Here is a 24,786-nt window from a genome sequence, read left to right as displayed (position 1 = left end):
AAATTATTTTACAGACTCAAAGCTCCTTGAAAATAGCTCTGTTTACTTTAAAATAACTTTTCAAATAATGAACAAGTTCATTTGTTCAACAACTTTGGAAGCAGATTTGAATTGCCACCAAAGCAACTTACCTATGCTGAGCAACTGCCACTTAAAGAAGCTGTCAGACTTAAAGCTTCCAAAATGTTGTTAAAGCAAAATCTGTCCATAATTTATTAATCAAATTAGTGGTTTTTAATCCAAAGGTAGGTTTTTTAGCTTTTGTTCCACTGCTCTTGATATTCTAAACAAGGAGGAGCCTGCCATAATCCCTGCTGCTATAGCCGCTGCATAGCCTACAGTATGTGACCCATTACTAAGAAACTCATCCATCATGCCATTAACAGCATAATTCATAGTAAAATAAAGTGCACGTCCAGGAATTAAGGGAACTACTGAAGAAGTCAAAAAAGTAGTAGTTGGTGTTTTCTCAATCCTTGCTAAAACCTCTGAATATATTGTAACTATCATTGTAGATATAAAATACCTAGACATTTCACTTACAATCCAATTACCTAATAAAAGATAGACTATCCAAGAAAGCATACCACCTATAGCAGCAAGCCATAATCTTTTTCCTTTTATATTAAAAAGAATTGAAAATCCCAAGGAACCTATAAAAGCTGTGGCAATTTGAGTTATGTAAATCATTTAAAACTACCTCCAAAAAAAATTGAAGCAATACCAAAGCCTACAGCAATAGATAATGCTACAACAACTGCTTCACAAAGTCGAAATAACCCTGATATAGTATCTCCACTAATTATATCTCTAATGGAATTTGTAAGAGCAATTCCTGGGATCATCAGCATTATATTTCCTATAATAATCTTATCTAAATTATCCCCAACTCCAACATTAACAGATACTATTGCAAGTATTCCAATAATAAAAGAGCAAATTATATTAGAAAATATCACATTTTTATCTACCTTCTGCACTATAATAATGAATAGTTTTAAAAGTATAGCTATTAAAGAAGATACTAGGGCATCCATTACAGTTCCACCGAAAAAGATAGTAAAACCACCAGCAATTATGGCATAAGCAAAATATTCAATAGTGGAGCTATAAACTTTCTCTTTATTTATTTCCTTCAAATCATCAATAATATACTTAGGCTCTGGCCTGTTACTACATATATACCTGGAAAGACTATTGAGCTTATCAACCTTATGTAAATTAGTAGAATATTTATAAATTCTTCTGGTTTGAGTAAGAATACTCCCGTCCTCTCTCTGCACGGTGACCACAATACTTGAGGTTATTGTAAAAACATCAATCCGCTTTGCATTATAAGCCTTACAAATACGTCTAATAGAATCCTCAACCCTATTAATTTCAGCACCACTAACTAGCATTTGCTCTCCGATATCCATTACACAGTATAATAATTCCTCAGTTAACATTATAAATATCTCCTTTAAGTATTTAATCATCAATATTATAACTAATAATGTCCCTGTAATCTATAACATATTCTGTTCATAATTTATCCCAAAAGTAAAAAGGCTATTTTCAAAGGAAGACTTTATCCTCTTTGAAAATAGCCCTTTATGTTTCTATATTAATCACCCTAGGGTAATTTTTTTGTTTTATACCAATAGTTTTTATCCAAGAATTCTTTCATCCAGCCTTCTTACAAAGCCATAAGTATAAGGATCAAAATACTTGTTCCAAAATCTCAAAGCAGTAGGATTAATAGTTTCACAATCTACTCCTAACCTTTTTATGCCATCCTTCTTTAAGGTTTCAAGTACAAAGGCAAGTAAACTTTGATATATATTTTTCCCTCTATAATCTTCTTTTAAATATGCACCGCAAATATTTAAAACATCTGGTTCCTCAGAAATAAAGGTTTCTCCATCCTTTGTAATTTCGAAGTACCCGATAATATCAGACTTATCCTTTGCAACAAAGAACCTTGACTTACGTTTATTACACATAGAGATAAATTCCTCTTCTGAAAACTCTTTATTAGGAAAATAGGTAGGACTCTTTATCATGTGCCTTACTAAACTGTTTTTCAGTGGCAATAAACAACTTGCCTCACTATAATGTATTTCCTCATAAGAATACCCCCTATTTACTTGAATATTTAAAGGCTTATCTACATTTCTTATAGCATCACTGCACCTTATACCAAAGCCATTCATTGATAAAGATGTCATAACTTCAGCATCATGACTATATGCACAGATTCCATAACTTAAAATTTCTTCCTTAATCATTTCTTCCGAAGCATGTTGAAATAAAAGTGAAGCGAGCCTACCTCTATCTTCACCTCCATAGCCATTAGCAAATAACGGTGAGAAGGAACCTTTTACATTTCCAAAATGACCATTAATACCTGCCCAGAAGCTTAGATATCCTAATAGCTTTCCTTTTTCTAGTGCTACTACTCCATAATTTCCTTTAAACATTTCAGTCAATAAATCAGTAAGAACAACCTTATAATCTTTTTCATATAAAGCTTCTATATATTTTCTCTCCCTATCATATTGTGCTTGTGCAAGGTTAGCTGCATCTTCTATATACTTTTCATTTAATTTCTCAAATAACATTCCCCTACCTCACTTTACTAATTGATTTTATAAATTTCTCACTGCATACCCCACGGTACCGTGGCAGGGCAGCCCGAGGATTAATTCTCTAATTAAAATTATCTTATTTTGTTCACTCATGAATACCCTCCCAATATATACAATTATATCATTAAAACCCATATTGTACCTATATCTACTGAATTATGAGTTTGATATTTCACCTAGTTGCTTTTTTATAAGACTACTTCATACTAAGACTTATAATTGCTCTTTTCTTTTAATATAATAATCACTATATTTTATAATACTTTTTTCTTCATACATATTAAACTTATTATTCTTTAAAGCTAAAACTCTTTCTATATCACTGTTTCTAGCTTTAGTTACAATATTATATAGTCCGAGTTGAAACTTCAAACTTTTCAGCTAAGGCATTAGCATTACAAAGTCCCGATTTAATAGATGTACAACTATCCCAAGCAATCTTTCTATCTTCATTTTTTCTACCTCACCACAATAATCCTCTAAATTAATTATAAAAAAACTATAAGAAAAAGTAACCCCTATAATATAGAGATTACTTCTCTTGTAGCTTATTTAAAATAAGATATAGTTATAGAGAATATAAGTAAATTTTAACAGTGTTGGATTTTACTTGTTTTAATAATATACGCTAACTTTGCTGAATGGGAATTCCTATGTTTATATTGATATTGTAAAGATTATCAGAGGCACCACTTAATGCGTCTAAAGCAAAGGAAACTGGATTCCCTGAATGAGTTGCAATATCAAACCCTAGTGGGTGTGCACTCCAATTACAATGATCCCGATATGCTTTTGGATCTGTTATTACGTAATCAGCTGCTTGTTTGTTGTCAGTGAAACGAGGACAGTCGAAGGCCCACATAAAGCCTTCTTGCTCATTTTTCTTCATTCGAATAGCCATTGAACAACCTTCAGCGAAGGTTTGATCATTTTCCCAGATGAGTGCTGCATAATAGCACACAGAATCAAGAACATGAATCGGATTAAATCCTGGAGGCATAACAACATCATCAGGTTTTATCATTTTAGGTAATGTAAAATTCAAGTCTTTTTTCTCACCGCAAAACTTAGCATTGGAGAGATACTGACCATCCGCACTCCAAGAATTCTTGTCATCCCAATTGAAAATCTGCAACCTAATGGTGTACTTCCTATTTAACCAGTTCCATAAATATGCCAAACCAATAAACACAACGGCAAATACTAGGCATGATGCCACAGCAGACACTGCAGCAAGCGGCACTGTGAAGGAAAAAGATGCTAACCCAATTTCAGCAGCAGCTTGAGCCAACAATAAAGCAAACCTAGCAAAAACAAAACCAATACCTTCAGCAACTATACCTGAAATTGCTCTAGCTACAATGAATGCAGCTACAGTTTCACCAACTAAAACAGGTAAAGTCAAATTGTATGTGTGAATTCCTAGAATTGAAGCTGATGGAGAATAAGATCCAATTTGAACCACACATTGCTTAGTTCCATCGTTAGAAGAACTAGTTGAACTTATTGTTTGAGCCCATATACTTCCAGTCTTAGACCAACTCACATAAAATTCCTTATTATCCTTTCCTCGAACCTTTGTCCAAGCTTTAGCACCATTATGTGAAATATTGTAGTATACAGCTTCAAGGTCAGCATTAGCTTTTTTTTCTAAATCTTTAGTTGTTTTGAAGTCATTATGCTGGTAAGCTCTCTTTACCTCCTTTGGTGATAACAATGTGGGAATTTTATCTGCCTGGACTATACACTCTGTGGGTGTGGATGAAACATCTAAGTTAGCGTGGATTGCTCGATAGTTTTCTACCTCAACATCGGCTGAGCATATAACTTCAATATCTTTGAAAAAATTAGGTAAAAATTCGGGGTTGTTAATAGACTCATCATTCATAAAAATGCCTCCATTATTTTTTAGATTATACACCTTATGTTAATGCTGAAAATACACAGCATAAGGTATATTGGTATTGCTGAATTTTGTTATTAAGTCATTATTTTGATTAAATTAAACAAAATAATATGCAAAACGAAAAAATTTATAATTCCGGATTTTATAAGCTATTTTCAATTTTGCAGTTTAAATCGTAATATATTACATACACATAATATGCTATTATAATGCATATTTGTGGATTTATTGATAGTATTGTTTCATTGGCAATTTCTTATTTTTTATCCTATATATGTACAAGTATATTATTTACATATTTACCATGATTCTTTGTATCAAAACAGCTATGATGAAAGTAACCACTGAAACATTAAGTGTCATAGTTAGTTTCTTAACTAAAAATAAATATATCCTTGTCTTGTCTCAACATAATTCATGAATTCCTTTCAAACTCTAAAATCCTGTAAAAAGCATCATCACATCTTGCTTAACCATAACTTTAGCAATTAATTATAATGCAAATTAAATGTTACTATATTTATTTACTTAATTTCAGCACTTTATACTATTTTATTTTAAATAATTTATAATAAGTGAAAAGTAATGATTACAAAACTATGTAACTGTGATTTTTTCACTTCACTATTGAATGTAATGTGCACAGTATCTCAATACACTAGGTCCTAGAACTCTGATTTTCGCTGATAACCTAGAGCATGTTTTATCCTATGCTACGGACTTTGTAGAGGGTAAAATATATAAGGCAGTTCTTAATAAAGGATTAAAAGCTACACTTAAAACTCTAAACAGAGATGAACTGGAACTTATAAACCTTACATATAAGAAAACTACCTATAAAACATTATTCTGATTGGAAGGGTATTTCTTATGTAAAAGCTGCTACTAGAAGAAATAATATACTTAGGAAACTGAGAAAAAGCCTTTCGGAAGAAGATTGCATTATATAGTAATTTGTCATTTCAAAAGGGAAAGATGTAGACTTTTAGATATCTTCTAGTAGTATAGAGCATAGAAAAAACATGTTAACTCTATGGAAATTAACATGTTTTCTCCTATTTGTTCACATTTCCTATTATCAACAAGTCTAAAGTATAAGCTTTTCAAGAAAAAAGTTACATTAAATTCAACAAATAAATAATCAGTAACTATCCCTTTTTTCTATATTACCAAAGCTTCTGATCCATTCTTCAATTTCTGCTACTGGAATTATATCTCTTTCTAAAAACATCTTTACCCACTTTTTAGCTTTAATTAATACCAAAGCCAACGTCTGCCTTTTGCAGACGTTGGCTAGTTAAATAACAAACAACTCTATTTTATTATACCTTGTAGAGTATATCACTTTATTCTACTTCAACAAGAAGTCCTCTAGATCCTCGTCTTACTAGATAACTTTGATAAGCAAGTTCATTTGCTAATAGTTTTTTCTCACCAAGACCATATTGAAATTCAACAGTTGAGAAGGTTACAACAACCATCCCTTTACCATAAGGATATTCTATCATAACTGGGTTATTATTTTCATCAGTAAGAATTACTCCAGTTCCTGTTGGTAAGTTAGTAAAATATCCGTGTGATGATGAGTTCCAGCCATCTAAATCATTTCTATAACCCTGATCTAGGATTTGTCCACAATTACCACCAAAGCAAGGAAGTGCTGCAGTAATTATTGGATGAGAACTATTTGCTATATTGTTGTCATCAGTGTAACTTTCTTGATACTTAAGTCCACCTACAAAGGTAGCACCTGCAGCACTAGATTCAGCCCAAGCTAAATTTGCAGATAATATCCCACCATTTCTTACAAAAGCTTCAATGGAAGGTAGAATTACTCCATTTGGCATAATATTTGAATAGTAAGGTTGATATTGTGCGGATGGAATTATTATTTCTTTAAATCTAGATAAATTAACAGAGCCAATTTGATCTGAGCTTATGGTGCAAAAATTCACCCCTTGTGCTTGAAGTTCTTCATTCATTGAATTGAATCCGTAATAATACCAAGAAGGGTTATCTTGAATTAACAATACAGTTTCATTTCCTGTACAAGTGTTAACAGCCAAAGCTGGTAGTTTTTCTTGTCTACCTTGAGAATACTTTATTGAAGTGCTCCTAATAGAATCTAAATTCTTCATACTTGTCACCTTTTATTTTTATTAGAGATTTTTACTCCCTAATATATGATATGTTAAGAAGTTAACCCTTGTTCCTTAAAATATAGTGAGTTTTTAGCTTAAAGCATCTCATGAAGAGGCATTTCATAGTGAACCAATTTTAAAAATATGATCCCATTTTTTTGGGGTGAGTCAGTAAAAAACGAGAGTACATTTAGTATTACGGTGAATATTAGTATTGTGTGTACATTTACTATATGGAAGTTGTTGATAGTATTTCAGTTAATTTAATTTTAAATTCTAATATTTCATCTTATATTCGTTATACTTATGTAAACAGGAAAACATGTAAAATATAATCTTCAGAGTATAAGACTTTATAATAATAATGGGATTGAGAAATAAACATGAACCATAAATGAGAAATAGAGGAACTATGGTCAATGATTTGGAGGGCTTACCTTGCATTTTATAGAAAAAGAAGTTAATAGATTAGTTAAAAAGCATAAGACAAGAGATCCATTTGAGCTATGCCGTTTAGAAAACATACAGTGTATGTTTGTAGATATGCATAGTGAAATAAATGGAATGTACCAATATTTAAAAAGATATAAATTTGCCTATATAAATAATAATCTATCAAGTCGAAAGCAAGCCTATACCTGTGGTCACGAACTTGCACATGCTATTTTGCATCCGAAAGTACACTGTGCTTTCCTAAGGAATCACACCTACTTGAACACCAATAAACTTGAAAGAAAAGCGGACATGTTCTTAGCATTACTCATGATTCCTGAAGTAACAAAAGAAATGTTCTACGAAAGATCTTTTGATGAAGTTGCTTGCGAACTAGATATGCCTACGGATTTATTGGGATAAAGGTTGCAGGTGGCTAGGTGCGGTGGTGATTTTTAAGTTTCTATTATTTGTCTAAGTAAAACTAATGTGAGGATTGGTACTAATACTCTTTCAATAGATAATTATATGTTAATTAATACCTATAAGCGAATTTCAATCAGTTGTTAATTTATCTTCATCAAATATTCCTTAAAATAAATCATTTAAACAATCTTCATTTAATAGCTTACAATTTAAAATTATTGAGCCTCTATATATTCTAAGTGTCTTAGTAGTTTTCATCACTTTGAAATAATATGCTTTATTAATAAAAACCTCAAGCTCTTTTATAAAGAACTTGAGATTTTTTACTATCAATTGATTTTTATAATAATATTCCTATTAATGCTGTAACTATAAAGATGGAAATCATCCTTATTTCAAAATTATAAAGCTTGTATTTAGATATTCCATTAAAACTTTTATGCCCAACTCCATTATTATTATTATTATTATTAGGCAAAGCACCTACAGCACTACATCCTGTATAATGCCTACCTACCCCGCTTGTTATAGCAAATAAAAACCCTATAAAATATAGACCGCTAATAGCATACAATCCATACTTGTAATATGTTATTCCATTAAACTTAAACAAAAAATAAATTATTCCCACAATTAGAACATTGACTAGAGATATTACAATCACGTCTTTTACATTTCGTAAAACTAACTTTGACATAGTTGACTTCCCCCTTTTATCAACAAAAATAATTTTCTTTATCTCCCCATAATATTTCTAAAGACAAATAAATGAATTTTAACTTCACCTTTCTGTCATTTATTGATATTTTACTGTAAGCTTACCTTAGTGTAAATCCTTATGGTAAATTTTACACACAGTTTATATTTACACACAATTTTACATCGACGAAAGAAAATAATTTAATTTGAATTTTCTAAAATATGAATAATAATTATATGATTTATTTATAAATTCAATTTTCTTCATTCCTAAAGCTCTATTTATTGCCTCTTTAACATTAAAGCCCTCTAGACTTCTCTAGAGGGCTTCTGTTTATTTGATTTATTTACTTAACTTCCTTAATTGCCTTAGCTCCAAATTGATTATCAACTACCTTTTCATATGGTGGTCTCTCTTTTAGAAGCTCAGGATTATAGGATTGAATAATATCCATTAATCTTGTCATATCTTCCTTATTAACCACTGGAGTTTTTGAGAAAGCTTCAATTTGTTTGTAGTTTTTAACAACTTGAACCATTATAGCTTCATCAGTATCTGGGAAGAAGGATTTAATTGCTTTTATAACTTCTTCATCAGAGTTTTTCTCAATCCAAAGTTGTCCTTTATAGATAGCTCTTGTGAACTTCTCAATGATTTCAGGATTTTTTTCCATATAAGATTTTGTAGCATAGAAACAAGTGTAAGGAAGAGTTCCTGCTGCTTCACCAATTGAATGAATTGAACCACCTTGTTCTTTAACTATCATACTAGCTGTAGGTTCAAAAATTGCTGCATATTCGCCAGTTCCGCCCTTAAAAGCTGCTGGCACAACGCCAAAAGCAATGTTAGTTATCATGTTCATATCTGTCTTAACATTAATCCCACGATTTCTAAGCACATATTCAAAAGCCATTTGTGGCATTCCACCCGGTCTTCCACCTATAACTTCTTTTCCTTTTAAAGATTCCCATTTAAAATCTTTTTCTTCTTTCCTTGAAACTAGGAAAGAACCATCTTTTTGTGTAAGCTGAGCAAATACTATTGGATAATCATCTCTCTTTTGATTATAAATATATAGCACTTGCTCTGGGCCTGAAAAACCTATGTCTGCGTTTCCACTAAGTAGTTGTTGCATGGTTTTATCTGCTCCCATCTCCAAAGCACAACTTACTACCATTTCGTCTTCTAACAACACCATTAGGTAGTTTTGGTGAAGAACCAATAATATTTACTATAAGTTCTTCATTTTTACTATCCCAAACAATACTCTCTACAATAGCTTTTAAAACCTCTCTCTTTTTAGAGGTTTCCTTAATTAAATTTATGAATGCTTTAAAACTTTTAAGACTTTCATTTATATACTTTATATACTCATTTAGGGTTTCCATAGGCTCCTTTTGTGATTTTATACCTAATAATTCTTCCTCTAACTTCTTGTTTTCTTCATTTAATTTATTAATCTCATCTTTAATTAAATTAATTATTGATAAATCTTCTAATAATGCTAGTTTTCTAATTAACCCTTGAATAGATTTTTTATTGTCTTCAATGTTCTTATTAAGCTTTAAAATATTTTCATCTATTTCTGAATGAGCTGCTACCTCACTATTATCCTTTTCTATCTTTGCAATAAGCTGATTTATATCAATAGCCGTAATATTTGAAAGAACTAAATCCTCAGCTACCTCAGCATTAAGCATTTTACTATCACATCTACTAGAAGCTCTGGCTTTTAAATTGCATCTATAATATCTAGAAATCTCACCCGTTTTTTTAATTTTCTTACTCCAAGAACTCATACCACTTCCACAAATTCCACAAACCATCATTCCTGATAATAAAAATTTATTTCCTGTACCTGACCTTGGAGAAGACTTTTCCATATTTTCATTATTAATTGCCTGACACTTTATCCAAAGCTTACTTGGAATAATACCCTTATGATTTCCTATAGCCACTATCCACTCACTTATTGGTTTATCTTTTTTACCATTTTCTCGTTTATTGTAAGGCATAATACCATTAATGCCATTAAAATCACCATAGGTTATGGCACCATGACTTTGAAAAAACTTTTCTATCCTCTCGTCTGCAATAGCGTACACTGGATTTTTAATAATTTGCTCCACAGAAGTTCTTGAAAATTCTCCACCAGTTTTACCCTTATAATTATTTTTGCAAAGGTAGGTTGCGACAGATGGAAAGCCCTTCTTTTTAATGTAAAGATCATAAATTAGTTTTACTATTTCAATTTCCTCTGGAACTTCTATAAGCTTATACATTTTTTTATTTTTCCCATTTTCATCAACATACTCCACTGCTTCTGACTTATATCCCAGTGGAGTGGTTCCCCCAAGCCATCTACCTGTCTTAGCAAGTTCCATCATATTATCCCTAATTCTTTCAGCTATAGTTTCCCTCTCTAACTGTGCAAATACAGAGGATATATAAACCATGGCCCTTCCTATGGGGGTTGAAGTATCAAAGTGTTCTTTTATGGATATAAAATCAATATTTTTACTTTGTAATTCATCAAGAGTAGAGGAAAAATCAGCTACACTCCGAGATATTCTATCCAGTCTGTAACAGATGAGAACATTGAACTTTTTATTCTTAGCATCTTTTATCATATTCTTAAAGCTAGGTCTATTAATATTTCCCCCACTAAAACCCTCATCCTTGTAAATAATAAACTCCTTAACACCTAGCCTTGAGCCATACTCCTTACATAATTGTATTTGGTTATCTATTGATTCTCCCTTTTCTGTTGCAACAGACTTTCTTGCGTATATAGCAGCTTTCATAGACACCTCCATAACACTACGAAAATAAAGACTTCACATATTCAAAATCAATTTCTAAATGAACACAAAAATCTACTTACTTTAAGTTTATGAAACTATATAGTGGGACTTGATTAAATATGGTATTTAAAATAGGAATAAATTAAAACAGGAATAATTTAAAATAGGGGTAATAATGTATTAATAGAAGTAATTTTAATATGGGGAAACTATGAATAAGCCAAATATAAAAGTTAAGATAAATTACCCTGAAACTAAAGAAGGAATGAGAAGATATGAGGAAATTAAGGTAGAAAGCTATTATAAGATTTTAAAAGAAATTCTTAGTAGGGATTGTTTAAAGATGTTACTTAAAGCACTTAAGAATGAAGATATATTTTAATTGTTATATTTTATTTGTTATATTTTAATTTAGTATATGTAGAATAGTAGAAATAACTCTTCAAATTATAAGGTTAAAATTAGTTTATTAGTCAATATTTTGTACTTTTAAGTAAAAAACAAGTTATAACTCTTTAATTTTGAGCTATAACTTATTTTTGTTACATCATTAAATTAATTCTAAACAGCTTTCTATTGCATTCTTTAATTCCATGTATCCATAATGCTGTGTTATATCTTGGCTGTCTAATGCTTCTACTTGAATGAAAGATAAATTAATATCATCATAATCATACGTGATCTTCTTTTCCTGTTTAGGATAAATGATTATTATTTCATCTATAACGCTTCTTATTGTTTTATTTTTACCACGCTTATTTTTATCATAGTACCCAAAGCTATAATAATCCTTTGCCTGTTCTATTGCTCTTGTCGGCCCATTACTGCTATATAAATTTCTACTAAAAGCACACTTCACTTCAACTACAGCTGATTTTAGAAGTTCATGTGTTTCTTTATCAAATAACCCTATTATTATATCTGGCTCATAATGTCTAGCATTCATTCTCACAAAGTCACTAGTATTACTTGATGCTACCTCCATATTTTGCCTTACTTTTTTCTCATAAAACAATTCACAAAGCAGATTATCTTTTTCAAATATCATAGGTTCATTAGAAGGAATTTCACCATTAAATATATCTTCACTTTTATTATCTGATAACCAACCACTAATCCACTCAAATCCATTCTGCCTTAATACTTGAATTGCTGAGACTACTGCATAGTATTCAAAAAGCTTGGATGATTTCTTGCTTGGAAAATAAGGTTTCCTATTGACCATGCTATTATTCTCAACAGATATTATATTATTATAGAAATCATAAAGCTGAAAATACCTATAATCTTTAAGCATTTTATGTGAAATTCTTGTTGTTTTTATATTATCAGGTATCTCGTTAAACCATGTCTCATTTGAATAATGCAATAATAATGATTTAAATTTTTTCAGATTTGTAGTTATATCTTGAATGAAGACTCTATTAGACTTTAACTTGTTTAATTCATTCTTCATATATTCGAGTTCTTTTTGAGTAACATACTTATGTTCCTTACTAACTCTTCTATCATTAATTATAGAATTATGTTTATTACTTTTTTCAATAAAAGCCGCTTCCTTTAAATCTAATTTGTTAGAAAACTCATTTAAAATCGCCATATATTTGCTCTCACTATCACATATTATTTCGATACTTTTATTTAATATTTTCCTAACCCATCTATTTTCAGAAACATCTTTTTCTAAGAATGTATGCCGTTCAAAAGTAATTTCAGGAACATAAGGGTTCCTATTTTTGTTTATTCCCTTAGAACTTAACCATTTCTGGCTTTTCATATCTTGCCTTGCAGAATAGTGTTGTTCCCTATATCTCTTTGCCACATCTGAAAGAGGATTATTTATGATACTCTCAATGTTATTAATAACTAAACCTATATTGTTATTTATATATGAGTATAATTTGTTTAGAGAGTAATCGTTATCTCCATACATATTTTTTTGTCCAGTCATTCTCTGTATATAAAGATTTTGAGAAAGTCCTATCATTATATCTTCTAAATAGCTTCTAAGATTTATTAAACCATCCCATGACACTGATGTTGGTTTAATTAAATATAGACCATCATATTTACCTTTAGATGTAATAACTTCAACTCCATAATACCCAGGCGTGAGCATAGTATCACTATCACCTGTTTCTGATAAGACTACTGGTTTGTCATCTACATTTATATTTAAGGGTACTTCAGATGTACTACTATCTATTTTTAATAAAGCATTAGGATCCGTGCTTTCAAACAAAACCACAATTTTACTATATTCATTAAATATTGCTACATTATCTCCTAAGTTTTGTTTAGTGTCTTCATTTATTACTAAGATTTGGGGAGTCCCAATAGGAATATTATTTTCAGTATAAGCAAAAAAAGTTACCTTAGTTTGCATAACCATATACTCCTAATTCTTTTGCCTTTCTAACAATTTCATTTTTTGTAAGTTCAAATGAACTAATGCGTGTTGCTTTTTCTGAATTCAAAAAATTATATAGCTCACTATTTATTAATTCATTATTCGTACTATCTTTAATAATACCAATTAACCTTCCATATTGTTTTTCAGTACCTTTAATTTTTGTAATGATTCTTTGTTTTATTTGTATATCAAAAGCAACTTCTTTTGGCAATGCTTTAGTTCCATCAGCATCTAAAGGTATATTTAAAAGATATTCTCCTATTTTTTTTGTAATTCTAAAGGAAACCCCCTTCTGAACATCATATTTGTTTAACAAATCATGAAGCTCATCTAAAAATTCTATCTCTTCATTTGAATATGCTTCAATCCAATTTTTTTCTGAAATCCAAGATTTATATTGATCAAAATCATCACATTCAAAACCATTACTATAACTATCTTTAAGACTTCGTTCAACCATTTCATTTTGTAGTTTTGATAGTTTTTCTTTTCTTAAATTAATTATATTGGCCCTATCAAGCAATCTATCTGAAAAATCCTTTGTAGTTTCATCAATATTCACAGTTCCAATAAATTTAACATTGTCTTTTATAATTATATAGTCAGGGTATGTTTTTCTATTAATACAATGCGCTTCTGGACTATATAAATACAATCTTCTATCTTTTGGGTTTTTTTCCAATAATGAAATAAAAGGTGCAAACCAATGCTCAACCTGGGATAAATTCATTTCATCAAATATAACTAAGTGCATAAACTTAGGATTATTTTGAGCATGAATAAGAAAATCAACTAACCTTGTTTCTGAAGGTGCATAAAGTCCTGTAGTATTATTTAAAAATCCTAATATATCTCCTGGTTCTGTATATGATGGACTTATAGGTAAAAATAATAATGTTCCATCTTCTTCAGAAGTCTTTAACATTGTAGCATATGAATTAGCCAATTCGGATTTTCCTGTTCCAGACATTCCAGCTAATATTGTTAGTGGATTTGTTTTAACACATATATGTAGATTAACTAAGTCTTCTATCGAATAGCATAAATTGCTACGAAGTGTAGCTTCTTTAAAAGCCTCAATAAATTGAACTTCTTCATTATTTTCAACTCCATCATCATTATGCTTATATGATTTCTTCTCTTGCATACCTGTATCTTCACTTTTTTCATCTATTGGATCAGAAATCTTTTCTTTTTTTCCTTCTGCCTCTAATTTAAACAATAATAGTTTGTCCATAAAAATAATATTGTCATTTTCCCCACCACGAATTTCACTGCTAGTTGTATCAATTTTTATACGATTTATCTTATCTGAATACTTTTCACATATCCATGCATTTGGATTACTAGAATGTTTTGTCCATTCTGGAAAATTGAAATAAAGGTAATCATTACATATAATATAATCTGGCGGATACATTGCATGGTTAAAATCTTCTAGTGTTATACTACTTCCATCTAATAGTTTTTGTTGAAAATCTGTATTCCTCATATTTACTATAGGAATTGGTATAAACTCAGCATTTTTATCAGTTTTTATTTCAGTCTCTATATTAATGATTATTAAATTTTTATATGATTTACCCTCCTTAGAAAAGGTTATTTTAGGCTTGAATAATATAAGCTTTCCTTTTAATTTATCATATAATATCCTCTTTTTTTCTCTAATATCTTGAGTAAATTTGTACGTCATTGGCTTGACCACATTATTTTGATCATTATCTATACCAATATATACTGGATTTGATAAATTCGGATCTATTAATTCTGTAATAGGTTGTGGGTCACCACTTAGCGGCTTTATATAAAATATTAAATTATTACTACCCTTTAATGTTGTAATAGCTTCTTGATCATCACCTAAATATGGATAATGTGATTCATTTTCAGCTAATATCCCCACCATATAACAATCATTCGATAGCAGCAACTTATCCTTTTCTTCTTGTGAATATTCCATTTAAATTCCTCCTCCATTACTTTTCAACATTGATATTGTTTCTATCAGTGTTTTCTCATTATCAATAGAAATTACTTTATTCATTATATTATTTTCTATACAATACTTTTTAATTTCTTCGCGTTTTTTACTATTTATGCCTTGTTGTTGTATATATATTTTATTAATATTACTAACTTTTTCTTTCCATTTGTCTGAAGATATAAATTCTATTTCATTAAATATAGTTTTTGTAATATTGATATCCATATCCTTTGAGTGTATGAACCCAAATATTTTATTCTCATGAGGTTCATCTATACCAAATGCATATTCATAATATGCTTCCATTGACTCAACTCGTTTTTTAAGCTCTACATACTCTAAGTCCTTTTCATTCAATTTTACTTCCAATTCATTATTTTTTGTTGTTAAATCATTTATTTTTTGCCTTTGAGTTATGATTTCTTTTAGGTCTACTTCTAAAGTATTTATTTTATTCTTTAATTTATTTAATTCAATTTCTTTATTAGATATATCTCTTTCAGAATCTTTTTTTACTTTTTTATATTCTTTATCAATTTCTTTTTTCTCTAATTCTATTTTTTTTAATTTTTCTTTGAAAGTATTTATTTCTTCAATATAATTATTTATCTCATTCTTACTTATTATCAGATTATTTTCTGAGAATTTTAATAATAATTCTATAAATATATCAACTATAAATGCATTTAAAATATCTTTATTAATATCATCGTGTGTTTTTATATATAAATATTTTATAATAAAATTGTCAGAGGACTTTAAATTTCTTATATGGTCGAATAAATCTACTAATGACCAACTCATTACATTTTCAGTTTCTTTAAAATTATCTTCAAATAAATTACCATTAATTCCCATGGTATAAAATTTATCTATTAATGCAATTAAATCTTCCTTATTATTGAAATATGCCATCTTATTAACATACTCAATAATCTCACCTTCATTCTGAAAGTTTAATCCAAAGTCAAATATATATCTCTTATTTTCAATATTTTTACTTATCGCTTCTAAGTATTCTTGAACTTTGTTAGGAAATCTTAGTTTCAAATTTGCAAATTTTACATAATCGGAAATTTCATTTTTTTGTTCATTTAATACATTAATAAATTCCTTTTCAGTTAAATCTAACGGCATCTCTAATTTATGTCTTGAAACACAAGCCCAGAAAGGATCATTGATTACTTTTTTACCTTTTTTTACTTGTTCAAGTCCCCTAAAAATTGTTTTTATTTTAGTTTTTTTAAATTCTAAACTATCTGACCGAATATTTTTGTTAAGAAACTTTAAAATTCCATCTGCTTCTTTTTCATCAATTAAACTTACATAAAAGTCAATTTCATTCAACCTAACCACTCCTTTTATTATTAATTAAAACTCAGTATTTTTCTTATTTTTTATTTAATAAATCTATTTACTAAGTATAGTGATATCTTTAATAAGGCTTGTATAAAAGTTATACATTGTTATCATACCTCCATCGTGAATATTAGTGATTTTTCTCTTTTCATTGTAACACACTAGGAATATATATACATATATGGAATTTATATTGAATCTACTTTTATGATGACGTTTACGCTTTGTATTAATATAGAAGGTAATAAACTGTTAATTTATTTTAAACAACATGTTTCAATAATAGCTCCTAGAAAATTATAATATATTGTAAATAGTACTTACCAATTACTTTAACTTGGTCGACTTAAAAATATAATATTTCAATTTAAAAAGAAATTTGATTCTGTTTTATATTTAATTTGTTAATCAGTCTATAAAATAAACCAAATATATTTCATGCAAATCGTATTAAGACCTCAACTTAAATTCCGTTTGTGTGTTTAGTTATAGCATCAGTTAGTTTATTAAAATTTTTAGATATTTTCTTCATTTTTTCTTGTAACTCCTTCATATACTTCAGCATTGTTCTCATATTGTTTATTATAATTTCCATATCTATCTTTTCAATTTCCTCAGCTTCCTTATCTAGTGCTAATTCTAGAGTTAATTCACTTAATCTTTCTAATTGTGCATTTTTAATTATATTATTAATAGTGCTTTTAACAGAATTAACGCTATAATCTACTTCCTTGGTTTTCTCTATAATAACTTCTTGTGATTTATCCACTTCTGCTAAAGTACTCTTTTCTATTTCCATTTCAACTTCACGCAGATCCTCATTTACTTGTTCTATTATCTTTTCTTGATTTAGCTCATCTAATTTTTCTTCATTAAAATTAAAAATACTTATTTGGTGGCACTTATTCCATTTTTGGTTTTTTCTATCCCACTCTAGACCTAATTGAAATTTAATATTTTCCTTAATGGCTGAAATAGTTATATCCGCTATTCCCCTTGATTTTATCAGTGACCTTATAGTATTTGGACTTTCATTTTCTTCTATTGGCTCTTTATAAATTTCAAGCAAATCATCTTGCACAGATTTTTCAAATCCCATTTTCCCACTCCATTTTCCTTAAATTAATGGTGGGTTAACCCTCTGTTTCGGTATACATTTTTTACTACCATTTCAATTCTTGCATTATTTTCTTCAACCCATGGAATAATTTTTTTAAATAATTCCTTAATTAGTGGATCTGGTTCATCAATGCAACTAAGTTTAATAAGTATATCCTCGGGATTAAAGCTTCCGAATTCATTTTCAAATTCTTCACTATTTATATACCCTAAATAATTCTGTATCTTGTCTAAAAGAAGTTCTTGTGTGATAGTAAAAGAGTCTAAATGTTTACTTGTAACAATTACCAAGTCAACTCCTTTTTCATCTTTTCTAACTCCTAAAATATCTAAGGCATTAACATTATCTATCGGCATATGAAACTCTCCAATTTGTTTATTTATTTTGTTCCAATTTTTTATCTACACTTTCTCATATAATAGATGTATCTAATTTAATAATTACTTTCAGATAACATTCCTAACTTCCTACGCCAAGACACTTATTCAGACATGACTTAGTGCCTCAAGTATGCATTGGCTGTCTTCTAAGTAATGTGAACGGCAATTTTTTGTATATAATGTAACCTTGTTCATCCAACTAGCTGGTTATACTTTTACTCCTCACTTTTCCTTCTTAGATAATGATACACATCTTTTACAGACATATTTAAATTAATAGAAATTTCATTGATTTTCATGCCTTCTTCAGACAATTTCTTTATTTTCATAGTTAAAGTATCTTCATACACTTGAGTAGATTCATAAATTTGATACAACATAGACTTCCAATTTTCCAAATCGCCATATTTGTCTTCTTTAATTATTTCATTTATCAAGTTGTCTAAATCATCACATGTAATCCTTGGAACTGAATTTACACTGGCCTTCCCATCAATAAATTTATTTAGTTTCCTAATTGCATTTATGAACTTATCTAAAGACTCAGATAAATATATTCCTCCATCCCAATCCCCCATTCCATGCATTAACGATGATACTGGGAGACCGATTTCATTAGTATCAATTATAATGGGATCTCCACAAAGAATTTCATATCCTATAACAGCCCATTCAGATTTCCATGAGCCTTCTTCATCGGAAGCCAAAGAATTCCCCTCTGAATCAATACTATATCCTATTTGACCATCTTCTATAGAATCCAAATCATAAATCTTAAAATTAACCAAATCCTCAGCCTTTTTAACTTGGGCTTTAAGTATTTGTAATTTTTCTTTAATCTGGTCACTTAAAATCATTCCACATTTTCTCCTTTATATAAATACTGTATTAAATTATTACAAGTTTATCTCGTATAACGCCTCGCACTCAAGACGCTCCTTGACCTAGACAGACTTGACTTGCTTAAGAAATTTGCTTTAGCTACTGCAAAAGCTTGACCATCACATGTCAAATTGGACTTGAATTCATTGTTATCTGATTAAAAATGTTTCATTTATTCTTCAATTGAGTATATTGATAAGTTATTTGCAATTATTTTAAATTCACTTAAATTTAGAAATTTTCCTGGACCATCCATTAGTATGTTAAGTTCAAAACTTTCTTTTTCATACAGATATACTTCACTCCAGATACAATAACTTCCACATATATTACTAGGTATTATTGCAAACTTAACACCAGTAAATACCAATTTGTAAATTCCTGTGTTTTTCATACATGCAGCACAGTCAATTGTAAGTATCAATTCATATTCAGATACTTTTTCTATAGATACTACTTTTGAATCATGAAGATCATATTCTTTTTCTAACTTTATAATACCTATAGGGAGACTGCTTTCTATTGCTTTGTAATGACTATTGTAATCACTACAAATTTTTCTAAACTTTTTAAAAAAAGTATTAAAATTATTTTTACCCTCAACTTGCATTTCTTCATACAGTTTTCTTGTAAATACTCTCAAAATTACTACTCCTATTTATAATAATTAATAGCAAAATCACATAAATAAATTATACCATTTATGCCTTTTACCTACATCTGAATATTTAAATACTCTCGTAAGCATTATTATTAAAATACACTTATATTAAAAATTTTTTAATAAATAAAACCAAGGCTCCTAACCTTGGTTTACTTAGTTTTATTTATTAGATTAATGAATTCTACTTTAACTTTAAACTTATTTTCTAAATATTTAGGCATATCATTAATAAATATAGCTAAGCATTTTTTATACTACTAATATTTTTACATTTCTTTTTCCCAATATTTTAATGCATCCTTAAAATATGAATTTGCTTCTTCTTCTGACTTAAAAGATTTTTTAGGAATTATGTGTGCCTCAAATTCTTTTATATAAATGTAAATATAAGAATTATCTTGTTTTATTTTAGTAATTCCATTCCATAAATTCAAACTATTATTTACTTTCGTTATCTCTCTTACTCCTTCTTCACTGATTTCTATTGAATGTTCTCCAATAATTCCTTCATTTCTTTTTGAAAACTTTTTAATTCTCAACTTCATTAAAAATAACATCAAATAATATGACATAGGTATTGATAAAACTATTCGCAGAATAACTTGCCCCATTGATTCAGAATCAAGATATGACATAAATGCAACTAAAAATATTACTGCAATAACATTCGTATAAAATTTAAATTTAGCTTTTGAATCATATCTAATATTATATTTAGTAAAATTCCAACAATCATCTGGGGTTATATTTGTTACTACTTTCAATTTATTTTCCCACCTTTAAAATATATATATTTCTTAATAAATTAACTTACCTTATTTACAATTGTATCATAGTTTAACAGAGTAATACCTGTTTTCTAACTTATCACACTCTAGCCATTACTTAAATATCAGATTTAGCTAGGTTAATTAACATGCCTTAGCTTTTTGTAAAGCTTGACCATCATCAACGAAGCGAACTTGAGTGAATTATTATCTGCTGAACACAATATCCTACGCTAATAATCGTCTGTATTCATCAAAACATCTTTTAGCTTCTTGCATTCTACCTAACTTAGTTAGTACTAATCCCTTATTGTAGAAAAAATCTGCATCCTTTGGATTAAGTTTTATTGCCTCATCAAAACACAAAAGTGCTTCTTCTCTTCTTCCTAATTCATATAAATTGTTGCCTTTATTATAATAAGCTATGTCATAATCTGGTTCTAATTCTATAACTTTATCATAACATTTAATTGCCTCATTAAATTCACCTAATTCTTGTAATGCAAAGCCTTTCTCAAAGTATGCATTTGATTTATATTGGTCTAATCCAATAGCTTTATCATACATTTCAATTGCTTCCTCTAATTTACCTATAATATATAACTCATTTCCTTTATTAAAATAAAATGAAGGTTCCTCTGAGTTCATACTAATGCTTTTGTCATAGCACTTTATAGCATCTTCGCTTTTCCCTAACAAGCTGTAGGCATTACCCATGTTATAATAGCCGTATGGATCTTTTTCACTTAATTCTATCCCTTTTTTAAAAATTAAGATTGCTTCTTCATAGCTTCCTAAATCCTGATATGCATTCCCAATATTGAAATAAGCTTCTGCACATTTAGGATTTAATTCTAATATCCTTTTATATTTCTCTATCCCCTTGTGATATTCTCCATTACCACATAGCTCAAGACCTTCCTTATTAAAATTAGAAGCTATTTCATATTTGCTTAACTCCTTCAAGCACTTAATCCTCCCTTATATCTATGCTTTCTTCACAGATGTCCCATATTAATTCCTTGAGTTCTTCATTGGTATAACTTTTATCTTCAATAAACTTTTTTTGAAAATATTTTTATCCTTCATATAAGTTAGAATAATCATTCTACATATTTTTGAAATACAAACATATTTTGATTGTTCATAAGGAGCTACAAATGCGCACTCTTAACCAAATATAATTCTATCATTACGAAACATCTCCACTATTAAATCGTGGAATGCTCTTTTTTCAATTTCTGTAACATCGTCAGGCATTAATAAGAATATTTCATCCTTGGATAAAAAACTTTCAATAAATTTTATCTTCTCTAAATAATATATAATATTTAAAATTAATTTTACCTCTCACTATTTAATTTATTTTTTATAAAATCTCGCATTCAATAAGTTACATTACCTACCCATACTTCGCTTGTTTAAGGAATGTGCTTTGTCTTCTCCAAAGACTTAATAATATATTAAGTAAATCGAACTTGAGTGCACTGTTAGTTGATTGAAAGCATTTCACTTATTCTCCAATTGAACGTATTGATAAGTTATTTGCAATGATTTTAAATTCACTTAAATTCAGAAATTTTTCTGGACCATCCATTAATATGTTAAGTTCAAAACTTTCTTCTTCATACAGATATACTTCATTCCAGATACAATAACTTCCACATATATTACTAGGTATTATTGCAAACTTAACACCAGTAAATACCAATTTGTAAGTTCCTGTGTTTTTCATACATGCAGCACAGTCAATTGTAAGTATCAATTCATATTCAGATACTTTTTCTATAGATACTACTTTTGAATCATGAAGATCATATTCTTTTTCTAACTTTATAATACCCATAGGAGACTGCTTTCTATTGCTTTGTAATGACTATTGTAGTCATTACAAATTTTTCTAAACTTTTTAAAAAAAGTATTAAAATTATTTTTACCCTCAACTTGCATTTCTTCATATAGTTTTCTTGTAAATACTCTCAAAATAACTACTCCTATTTATAATAATTAATCGTAAAATAACATAATACATATACTAGGTAATCCAATAACATTTTCTTTCAGATAATGTCTCGCACTCAAGACGATTCTTAATCTAGCCAGACTTGGCTTGCTTAAAGAATGTGCTTTGGCTTCTTCGAAGGCTTGAATCCTTACAATCAAAGCGAACTTGAGTGATTGCTATAAGACGTAATAATACAATGTTTCATTATAAGTAATCAAAGTATCTTATCCACCAAGTGTCTTTTTTACTTATATACTTATTGACTCCATCATAAATTTTATCAAGTGATTCTGCATTTATATATATAAATCCATTTTGTTCCAAGATATTTATTATATTTTTCATTGGGTATATGTTATCCAAATTAGATTTAGTATTACCATATATTGTAACCATATTACCAAATGAGGAGAATCTTATTGACAGATCATTTATAATAGCATAGCTATTTCCCTTATTTTTCTGTTCCCTTTGACTTTCTTCTAGGATAGTCAATTCTGTAAAAAATGAGGCATCTTGTACACATTCATCAATATCTAATTCATGTGCAATCACTTTTTCAATTTCTCCTTTTAAATACTTAACACGTTCCATTTCTTCAAAATAATTAAATTTAGAAGGAAATTCACATTCCTCTGGATCATCAAAACTTAATAATAATTTTCTTAATTAATTATCCATCGTACTACCTCATATATACTTTAATATTAAAATGTCTTATAACGTTTCATGTTTGCGACGTGCCCTAGCCTTAGCTAGCTCTTAGCTTAGGCTAGGGCATGTCCGCAAACATATTGTTATATGATGTAGGGACTGCCCCTTAGTTTAAATAAAAAACACTTTTCCACTTATACCATCTAATGTACACACTTAATTGCTTTTGATAACATATATATCTAAGCCCTTACTCTTACCTTCAGTAAGAACTCTTTCTGCTTGACAGTGACTAAGGTATTTAGCAAATACAAACTCCTTAGTATTCCTTGCTAAATATAATAAATCAGGTGTGCTCTCTACAATACTTGGAAATGCCTTTTTTAGATAAATTATTTGTTTAGCTAGTGGAATTATATCAGACCATTTTATTGCTAGATCAAACGTTGGCTCAATATGACAAGTAGGCTCTAATCCTAATTCAAATTTCTCTCCAGTATCAGGGCATCTATAAATAATCTTATTATTTTTAATTGCAATTAATTTTGGTATCGGACGACCATTCAATAAATAATCAAGTAACTCTATTCTAATTATTCTATTTCCATTCTGTTTCATCTGATTTATAACGAATTTAAACTCTTCGTCATTTTCTATTATAAGAATAGCTTTATTGTTAATATTAAATATTGAATATGATTCTTCTGAAGATTTTATAAGTACATAATTGTTTTTTTCAGATGTCCACAAATATTCATTTCCCTCAAACAAACCTAATCACCTCATTAAACCTTTTGAATCCAATTAATGTGTATAGGAAATACAAAGTATGTTTAGCCCCTATTTCATATAACTAGTGAATTCCCGACACTAATGTCGGGAATATCACCTTTGTTCAATAAAATAATGTAAATTAATTATACCATTTATGTATTTTACTTACATACATGTGTATATAAATATTTTAATATTTATCTTTATTTAAATAAAAAAGTTTGTTGAACATCTCAACAAACTTAACTTTTTCTTCTCTTTCTCTCAACTTTTATGTACAACAGTTCCACCTTAAAACCTGTGTTTTTGAAGTAGTTGTATCTGCTCCCTGTCCTGTGGTAAGTTCAATTTCTATGCCTTCTTCTTTAAAGAACCCTTGATTTATTGCTGCATACATTGGTGCATAGAAAATTGATCTAGTAACTTCATTTAGTCTAATCTTAGTAACTGTAGTGTCTTTCTTTGATGTGCATCCTACAAAAGCTGTAGCAAAGACAAATAAGATTGTGACAATGGCTGTTAATTTGAAATACTTTTTCCTCATGTTTTACCTCCTTAAACTCTTCCTTTTAGTTCTCCGCTCTTTGAACCCTTGGAACTTTTATGAACTAGTTTTTAAGCATAATCCATAATATGATTTAAGAAGTAAAAGTGTTATTAAATAATACTTTCATAAGAATTATTATTAAAGCATATTTCTACCAAATATTTTACTAAGTAATAAAATCAATGCTGCTAGCCTTGG

The 24,786-nt window shown here is 29.0% G+C and carries 26 protein-coding genes; 3 read left to right on the top strand and 23 right to left on the bottom strand.

Annotation, left to right across the window (positions count from 1 at the left end; all coding sequences use genetic code 11):
• Positions 1–193: hypothetical protein (locus tag B3040_RS14510; protein WP_291574598.1), on the top strand; the 193-nt coding region annotated here is incomplete at its 5' end.
• A gap of 41 nt (positions 194–234) precedes the next feature.
• Here the strand turns inward: B3040_RS14510 and B3040_RS14505 are convergent.
• From B3040_RS14505 to B3040_RS14480, 6 genes are all read right to left on the bottom strand, one after another.
• Positions 235–690: a threonine/serine exporter family protein gene (locus B3040_RS14505; RefSeq protein WP_291574596.1), complete on the bottom strand. Its 456-nt coding sequence runs from the start codon at positions 688–690 to the stop codon at positions 235–237.
• A complete protein-coding gene (locus tag B3040_RS14500) occupies positions 687–1,448 on the bottom strand; it encodes a threonine/serine ThrE exporter family protein (protein WP_291574594.1) in 762 nt (253 codons plus the stop codon). The genes B3040_RS14505 and B3040_RS14500 overlap by 4 nt, the downstream gene beginning before the upstream one ends.
• A 201-nt stretch (positions 1,449–1,649) precedes the next feature.
• The gene (locus tag B3040_RS14495) at positions 1,650–2,603 is read right to left on the bottom strand and encodes a GNAT family N-acetyltransferase (RefSeq protein WP_291574592.1); all 954 of its coding nucleotides are present in this window, start codon (positions 2,601–2,603) and stop codon (positions 1,650–1,652) included.
• Between the two features lie 240 nt (positions 2,604–2,843).
• Positions 2,844–3,002 carry a hypothetical protein gene (locus tag B3040_RS14490; RefSeq protein WP_291574590.1) on the bottom strand — a complete coding sequence of 53 codons (159 nt, stop codon included), beginning with the start codon at positions 3,000–3,002 and terminating at the stop codon, positions 2,844–2,846.
• A 256-nt stretch (positions 3,003–3,258) separates the two neighbouring features.
• Entirely contained in the window at positions 3,259–4,347 is a 1,089-nt protein-coding gene (locus tag B3040_RS14485; protein WP_291574588.1) for a hypothetical protein, read from the bottom strand.
• Between the two features lie 1,535 nt (positions 4,348–5,882).
• On the bottom strand, positions 5,883–6,674 hold the full coding sequence (locus B3040_RS14480; RefSeq protein WP_291574586.1) for a hypothetical protein: 792 nt from the start codon (positions 6,672–6,674) through the stop codon (positions 5,883–5,885).
• 441 nt (positions 6,675–7,115) lie between these two features.
• Here B3040_RS14480 and B3040_RS14475 point away from each other — a divergent pair, with 441 nt between their 5' ends.
• Positions 7,116–7,532, top strand: a complete 417-nt coding sequence (locus B3040_RS14475) for an ImmA/IrrE family metallo-endopeptidase (protein ID WP_291574584.1) — start codon at positions 7,116–7,118, stop codon at positions 7,530–7,532.
• Between the two features lie 343 nt (positions 7,533–7,875).
• Here B3040_RS14475 and B3040_RS14470 read toward each other — a convergent pair whose 3' ends face one another.
• The 3 genes from B3040_RS14470 to B3040_RS14460 all read right to left on the bottom strand — a co-directional run bounded on the left by B3040_RS14470 (position 7,876) and on the right by B3040_RS14460 (position 11,039).
• Positions 7,876–8,232, bottom strand: coding sequence for a hypothetical protein (locus B3040_RS14470; protein WP_291574582.1), 357 nt, complete (start codon positions 8,230–8,232; stop codon positions 7,876–7,878).
• A gap of 349 nt (positions 8,233–8,581) precedes the next feature.
• Complete coding sequence (locus B3040_RS14465; protein WP_291574580.1) at positions 8,582–9,433, bottom strand: ABC transporter substrate-binding protein; 852 nt, start codon at positions 9,431–9,433, stop codon at positions 8,582–8,584.
• A complete protein-coding gene (locus B3040_RS14460; protein WP_291574579.1) occupies positions 9,375–11,039 on the bottom strand; it encodes a recombinase family protein in 1,665 nt (554 codons plus the stop codon). Before B3040_RS14460 ends, B3040_RS14465 begins: the two co-directional genes overlap by 59 nt.
• Positions 11,040–11,250: 211 nt before the next feature.
• On the opposite strand from B3040_RS14460, the gene B3040_RS14455 reads away from it, so the two are divergent.
• Positions 11,251–11,421: a hypothetical protein gene (locus B3040_RS14455; RefSeq protein ID WP_291574577.1), complete on the top strand. Its 171-nt coding sequence runs from the start codon at positions 11,251–11,253 to the stop codon at positions 11,419–11,421.
• A 168-nt stretch (positions 11,422–11,589) separates the two neighbouring features.
• Here B3040_RS14455 and B3040_RS14450 read toward each other — a convergent pair whose 3' ends face one another.
• The 14 genes from B3040_RS14450 to B3040_RS14385 form a co-directional block, all read right to left on the bottom strand.
• Positions 11,590–13,425, bottom strand: coding sequence for a hypothetical protein (locus tag B3040_RS14450; protein ID WP_291574575.1), 1,836 nt, complete (start codon positions 13,423–13,425; stop codon positions 11,590–11,592).
• Positions 13,415–15,412: an McrB family protein gene (locus tag B3040_RS14445; RefSeq protein WP_291574573.1), complete on the bottom strand. Its 1,998-nt coding sequence runs from the start codon at positions 15,410–15,412 to the stop codon at positions 13,415–13,417. Before B3040_RS14445 ends, B3040_RS14450 begins: the two co-directional genes overlap by 11 nt.
• The gene (locus B3040_RS14440) at positions 15,413–16,783 is read right to left on the bottom strand and encodes a hypothetical protein (RefSeq protein ID WP_291574571.1); all 1,371 of its coding nucleotides are present in this window, start codon (positions 16,781–16,783) and stop codon (positions 15,413–15,415) included.
• A gap of 475 nt (positions 16,784–17,258) precedes the next feature.
• The gene (locus tag B3040_RS14435) at positions 17,259–17,894 is read right to left on the bottom strand and encodes a hypothetical protein (protein WP_291574568.1); all 636 of its coding nucleotides are present in this window, start codon (positions 17,892–17,894) and stop codon (positions 17,259–17,261) included.
• Between the two features lie 23 nt (positions 17,895–17,917).
• The gene (locus B3040_RS14430) at positions 17,918–18,271 is read right to left on the bottom strand and encodes a DUF6572 domain-containing protein (protein ID WP_291574565.1); all 354 of its coding nucleotides are present in this window, start codon (positions 18,269–18,271) and stop codon (positions 17,918–17,920) included.
• 239 nt (positions 18,272–18,510) lie between these two features.
• Positions 18,511–19,152 carry a hypothetical protein gene (locus B3040_RS14425; RefSeq protein WP_291574563.1) on the bottom strand — a complete coding sequence of 214 codons (642 nt, stop codon included), beginning with the start codon at positions 19,150–19,152 and terminating at the stop codon, positions 18,511–18,513.
• Positions 19,153–19,349: 197 nt separating this feature from the next.
• Entirely contained in the window at positions 19,350–19,820 is a 471-nt protein-coding gene (locus tag B3040_RS14420; protein ID WP_291574561.1) for a DUF4085 family protein, read from the bottom strand.
• Positions 19,821–20,107: 287 nt separating this feature from the next.
• Positions 20,108–20,605 carry a YcxB family protein gene (locus tag B3040_RS14415; RefSeq protein ID WP_291574559.1) on the bottom strand — a complete coding sequence of 166 codons (498 nt, stop codon included), beginning with the start codon at positions 20,603–20,605 and terminating at the stop codon, positions 20,108–20,110.
• A gap of 231 nt (positions 20,606–20,836) precedes the next feature.
• Positions 20,837–21,574 (bottom strand): tetratricopeptide repeat protein, encoded by a 738-nt coding sequence (locus tag B3040_RS14410; protein ID WP_291574557.1) that lies wholly within the window; start codon positions 21,572–21,574, stop codon positions 20,837–20,839.
• Between the two features lie 547 nt (positions 21,575–22,121).
• Entirely contained in the window at positions 22,122–22,454 is a 333-nt protein-coding gene (locus tag B3040_RS14405) for a DUF4085 family protein (RefSeq protein WP_291574554.1), read from the bottom strand.
• On the bottom strand, positions 22,442–22,591 hold the full coding sequence (locus B3040_RS14400) for a hypothetical protein (protein WP_291574552.1): 150 nt from the start codon (positions 22,589–22,591) through the stop codon (positions 22,442–22,444). The genes B3040_RS14405 and B3040_RS14400 overlap by 13 nt, the downstream gene beginning before the upstream one ends.
• Before the next feature lie 226 nt (positions 22,592–22,817).
• The gene (locus B3040_RS14395) at positions 22,818–23,207 is read right to left on the bottom strand and encodes a hypothetical protein (protein ID WP_291574549.1); all 390 of its coding nucleotides are present in this window, start codon (positions 23,205–23,207) and stop codon (positions 22,818–22,820) included.
• A 276-nt stretch (positions 23,208–23,483) separates the two neighbouring features.
• Positions 23,484–24,038, bottom strand: coding sequence for a hypothetical protein (locus B3040_RS14390; protein WP_291574546.1), 555 nt, complete (start codon positions 24,036–24,038; stop codon positions 23,484–23,486).
• A gap of 274 nt (positions 24,039–24,312) precedes the next feature.
• Positions 24,313–24,585, bottom strand: a complete 273-nt coding sequence (locus tag B3040_RS14385; RefSeq protein WP_291574543.1) for an ABC transporter substrate-binding protein — start codon at positions 24,583–24,585, stop codon at positions 24,313–24,315.
• Between the last annotated feature and the right edge of the window lie 201 nt (positions 24,586–24,786).

Source organism: Clostridium sp. UBA4548, from assembly GCF_002387895.1.
GTDB lineage: Bacteria > Bacillota > Clostridia > Clostridiales > Clostridiaceae > Clostridium_J.
The sequence above is the reverse complement of the archived record's forward strand: the minus strand, read 5'-3'. Positions and strand labels throughout refer to the sequence as shown.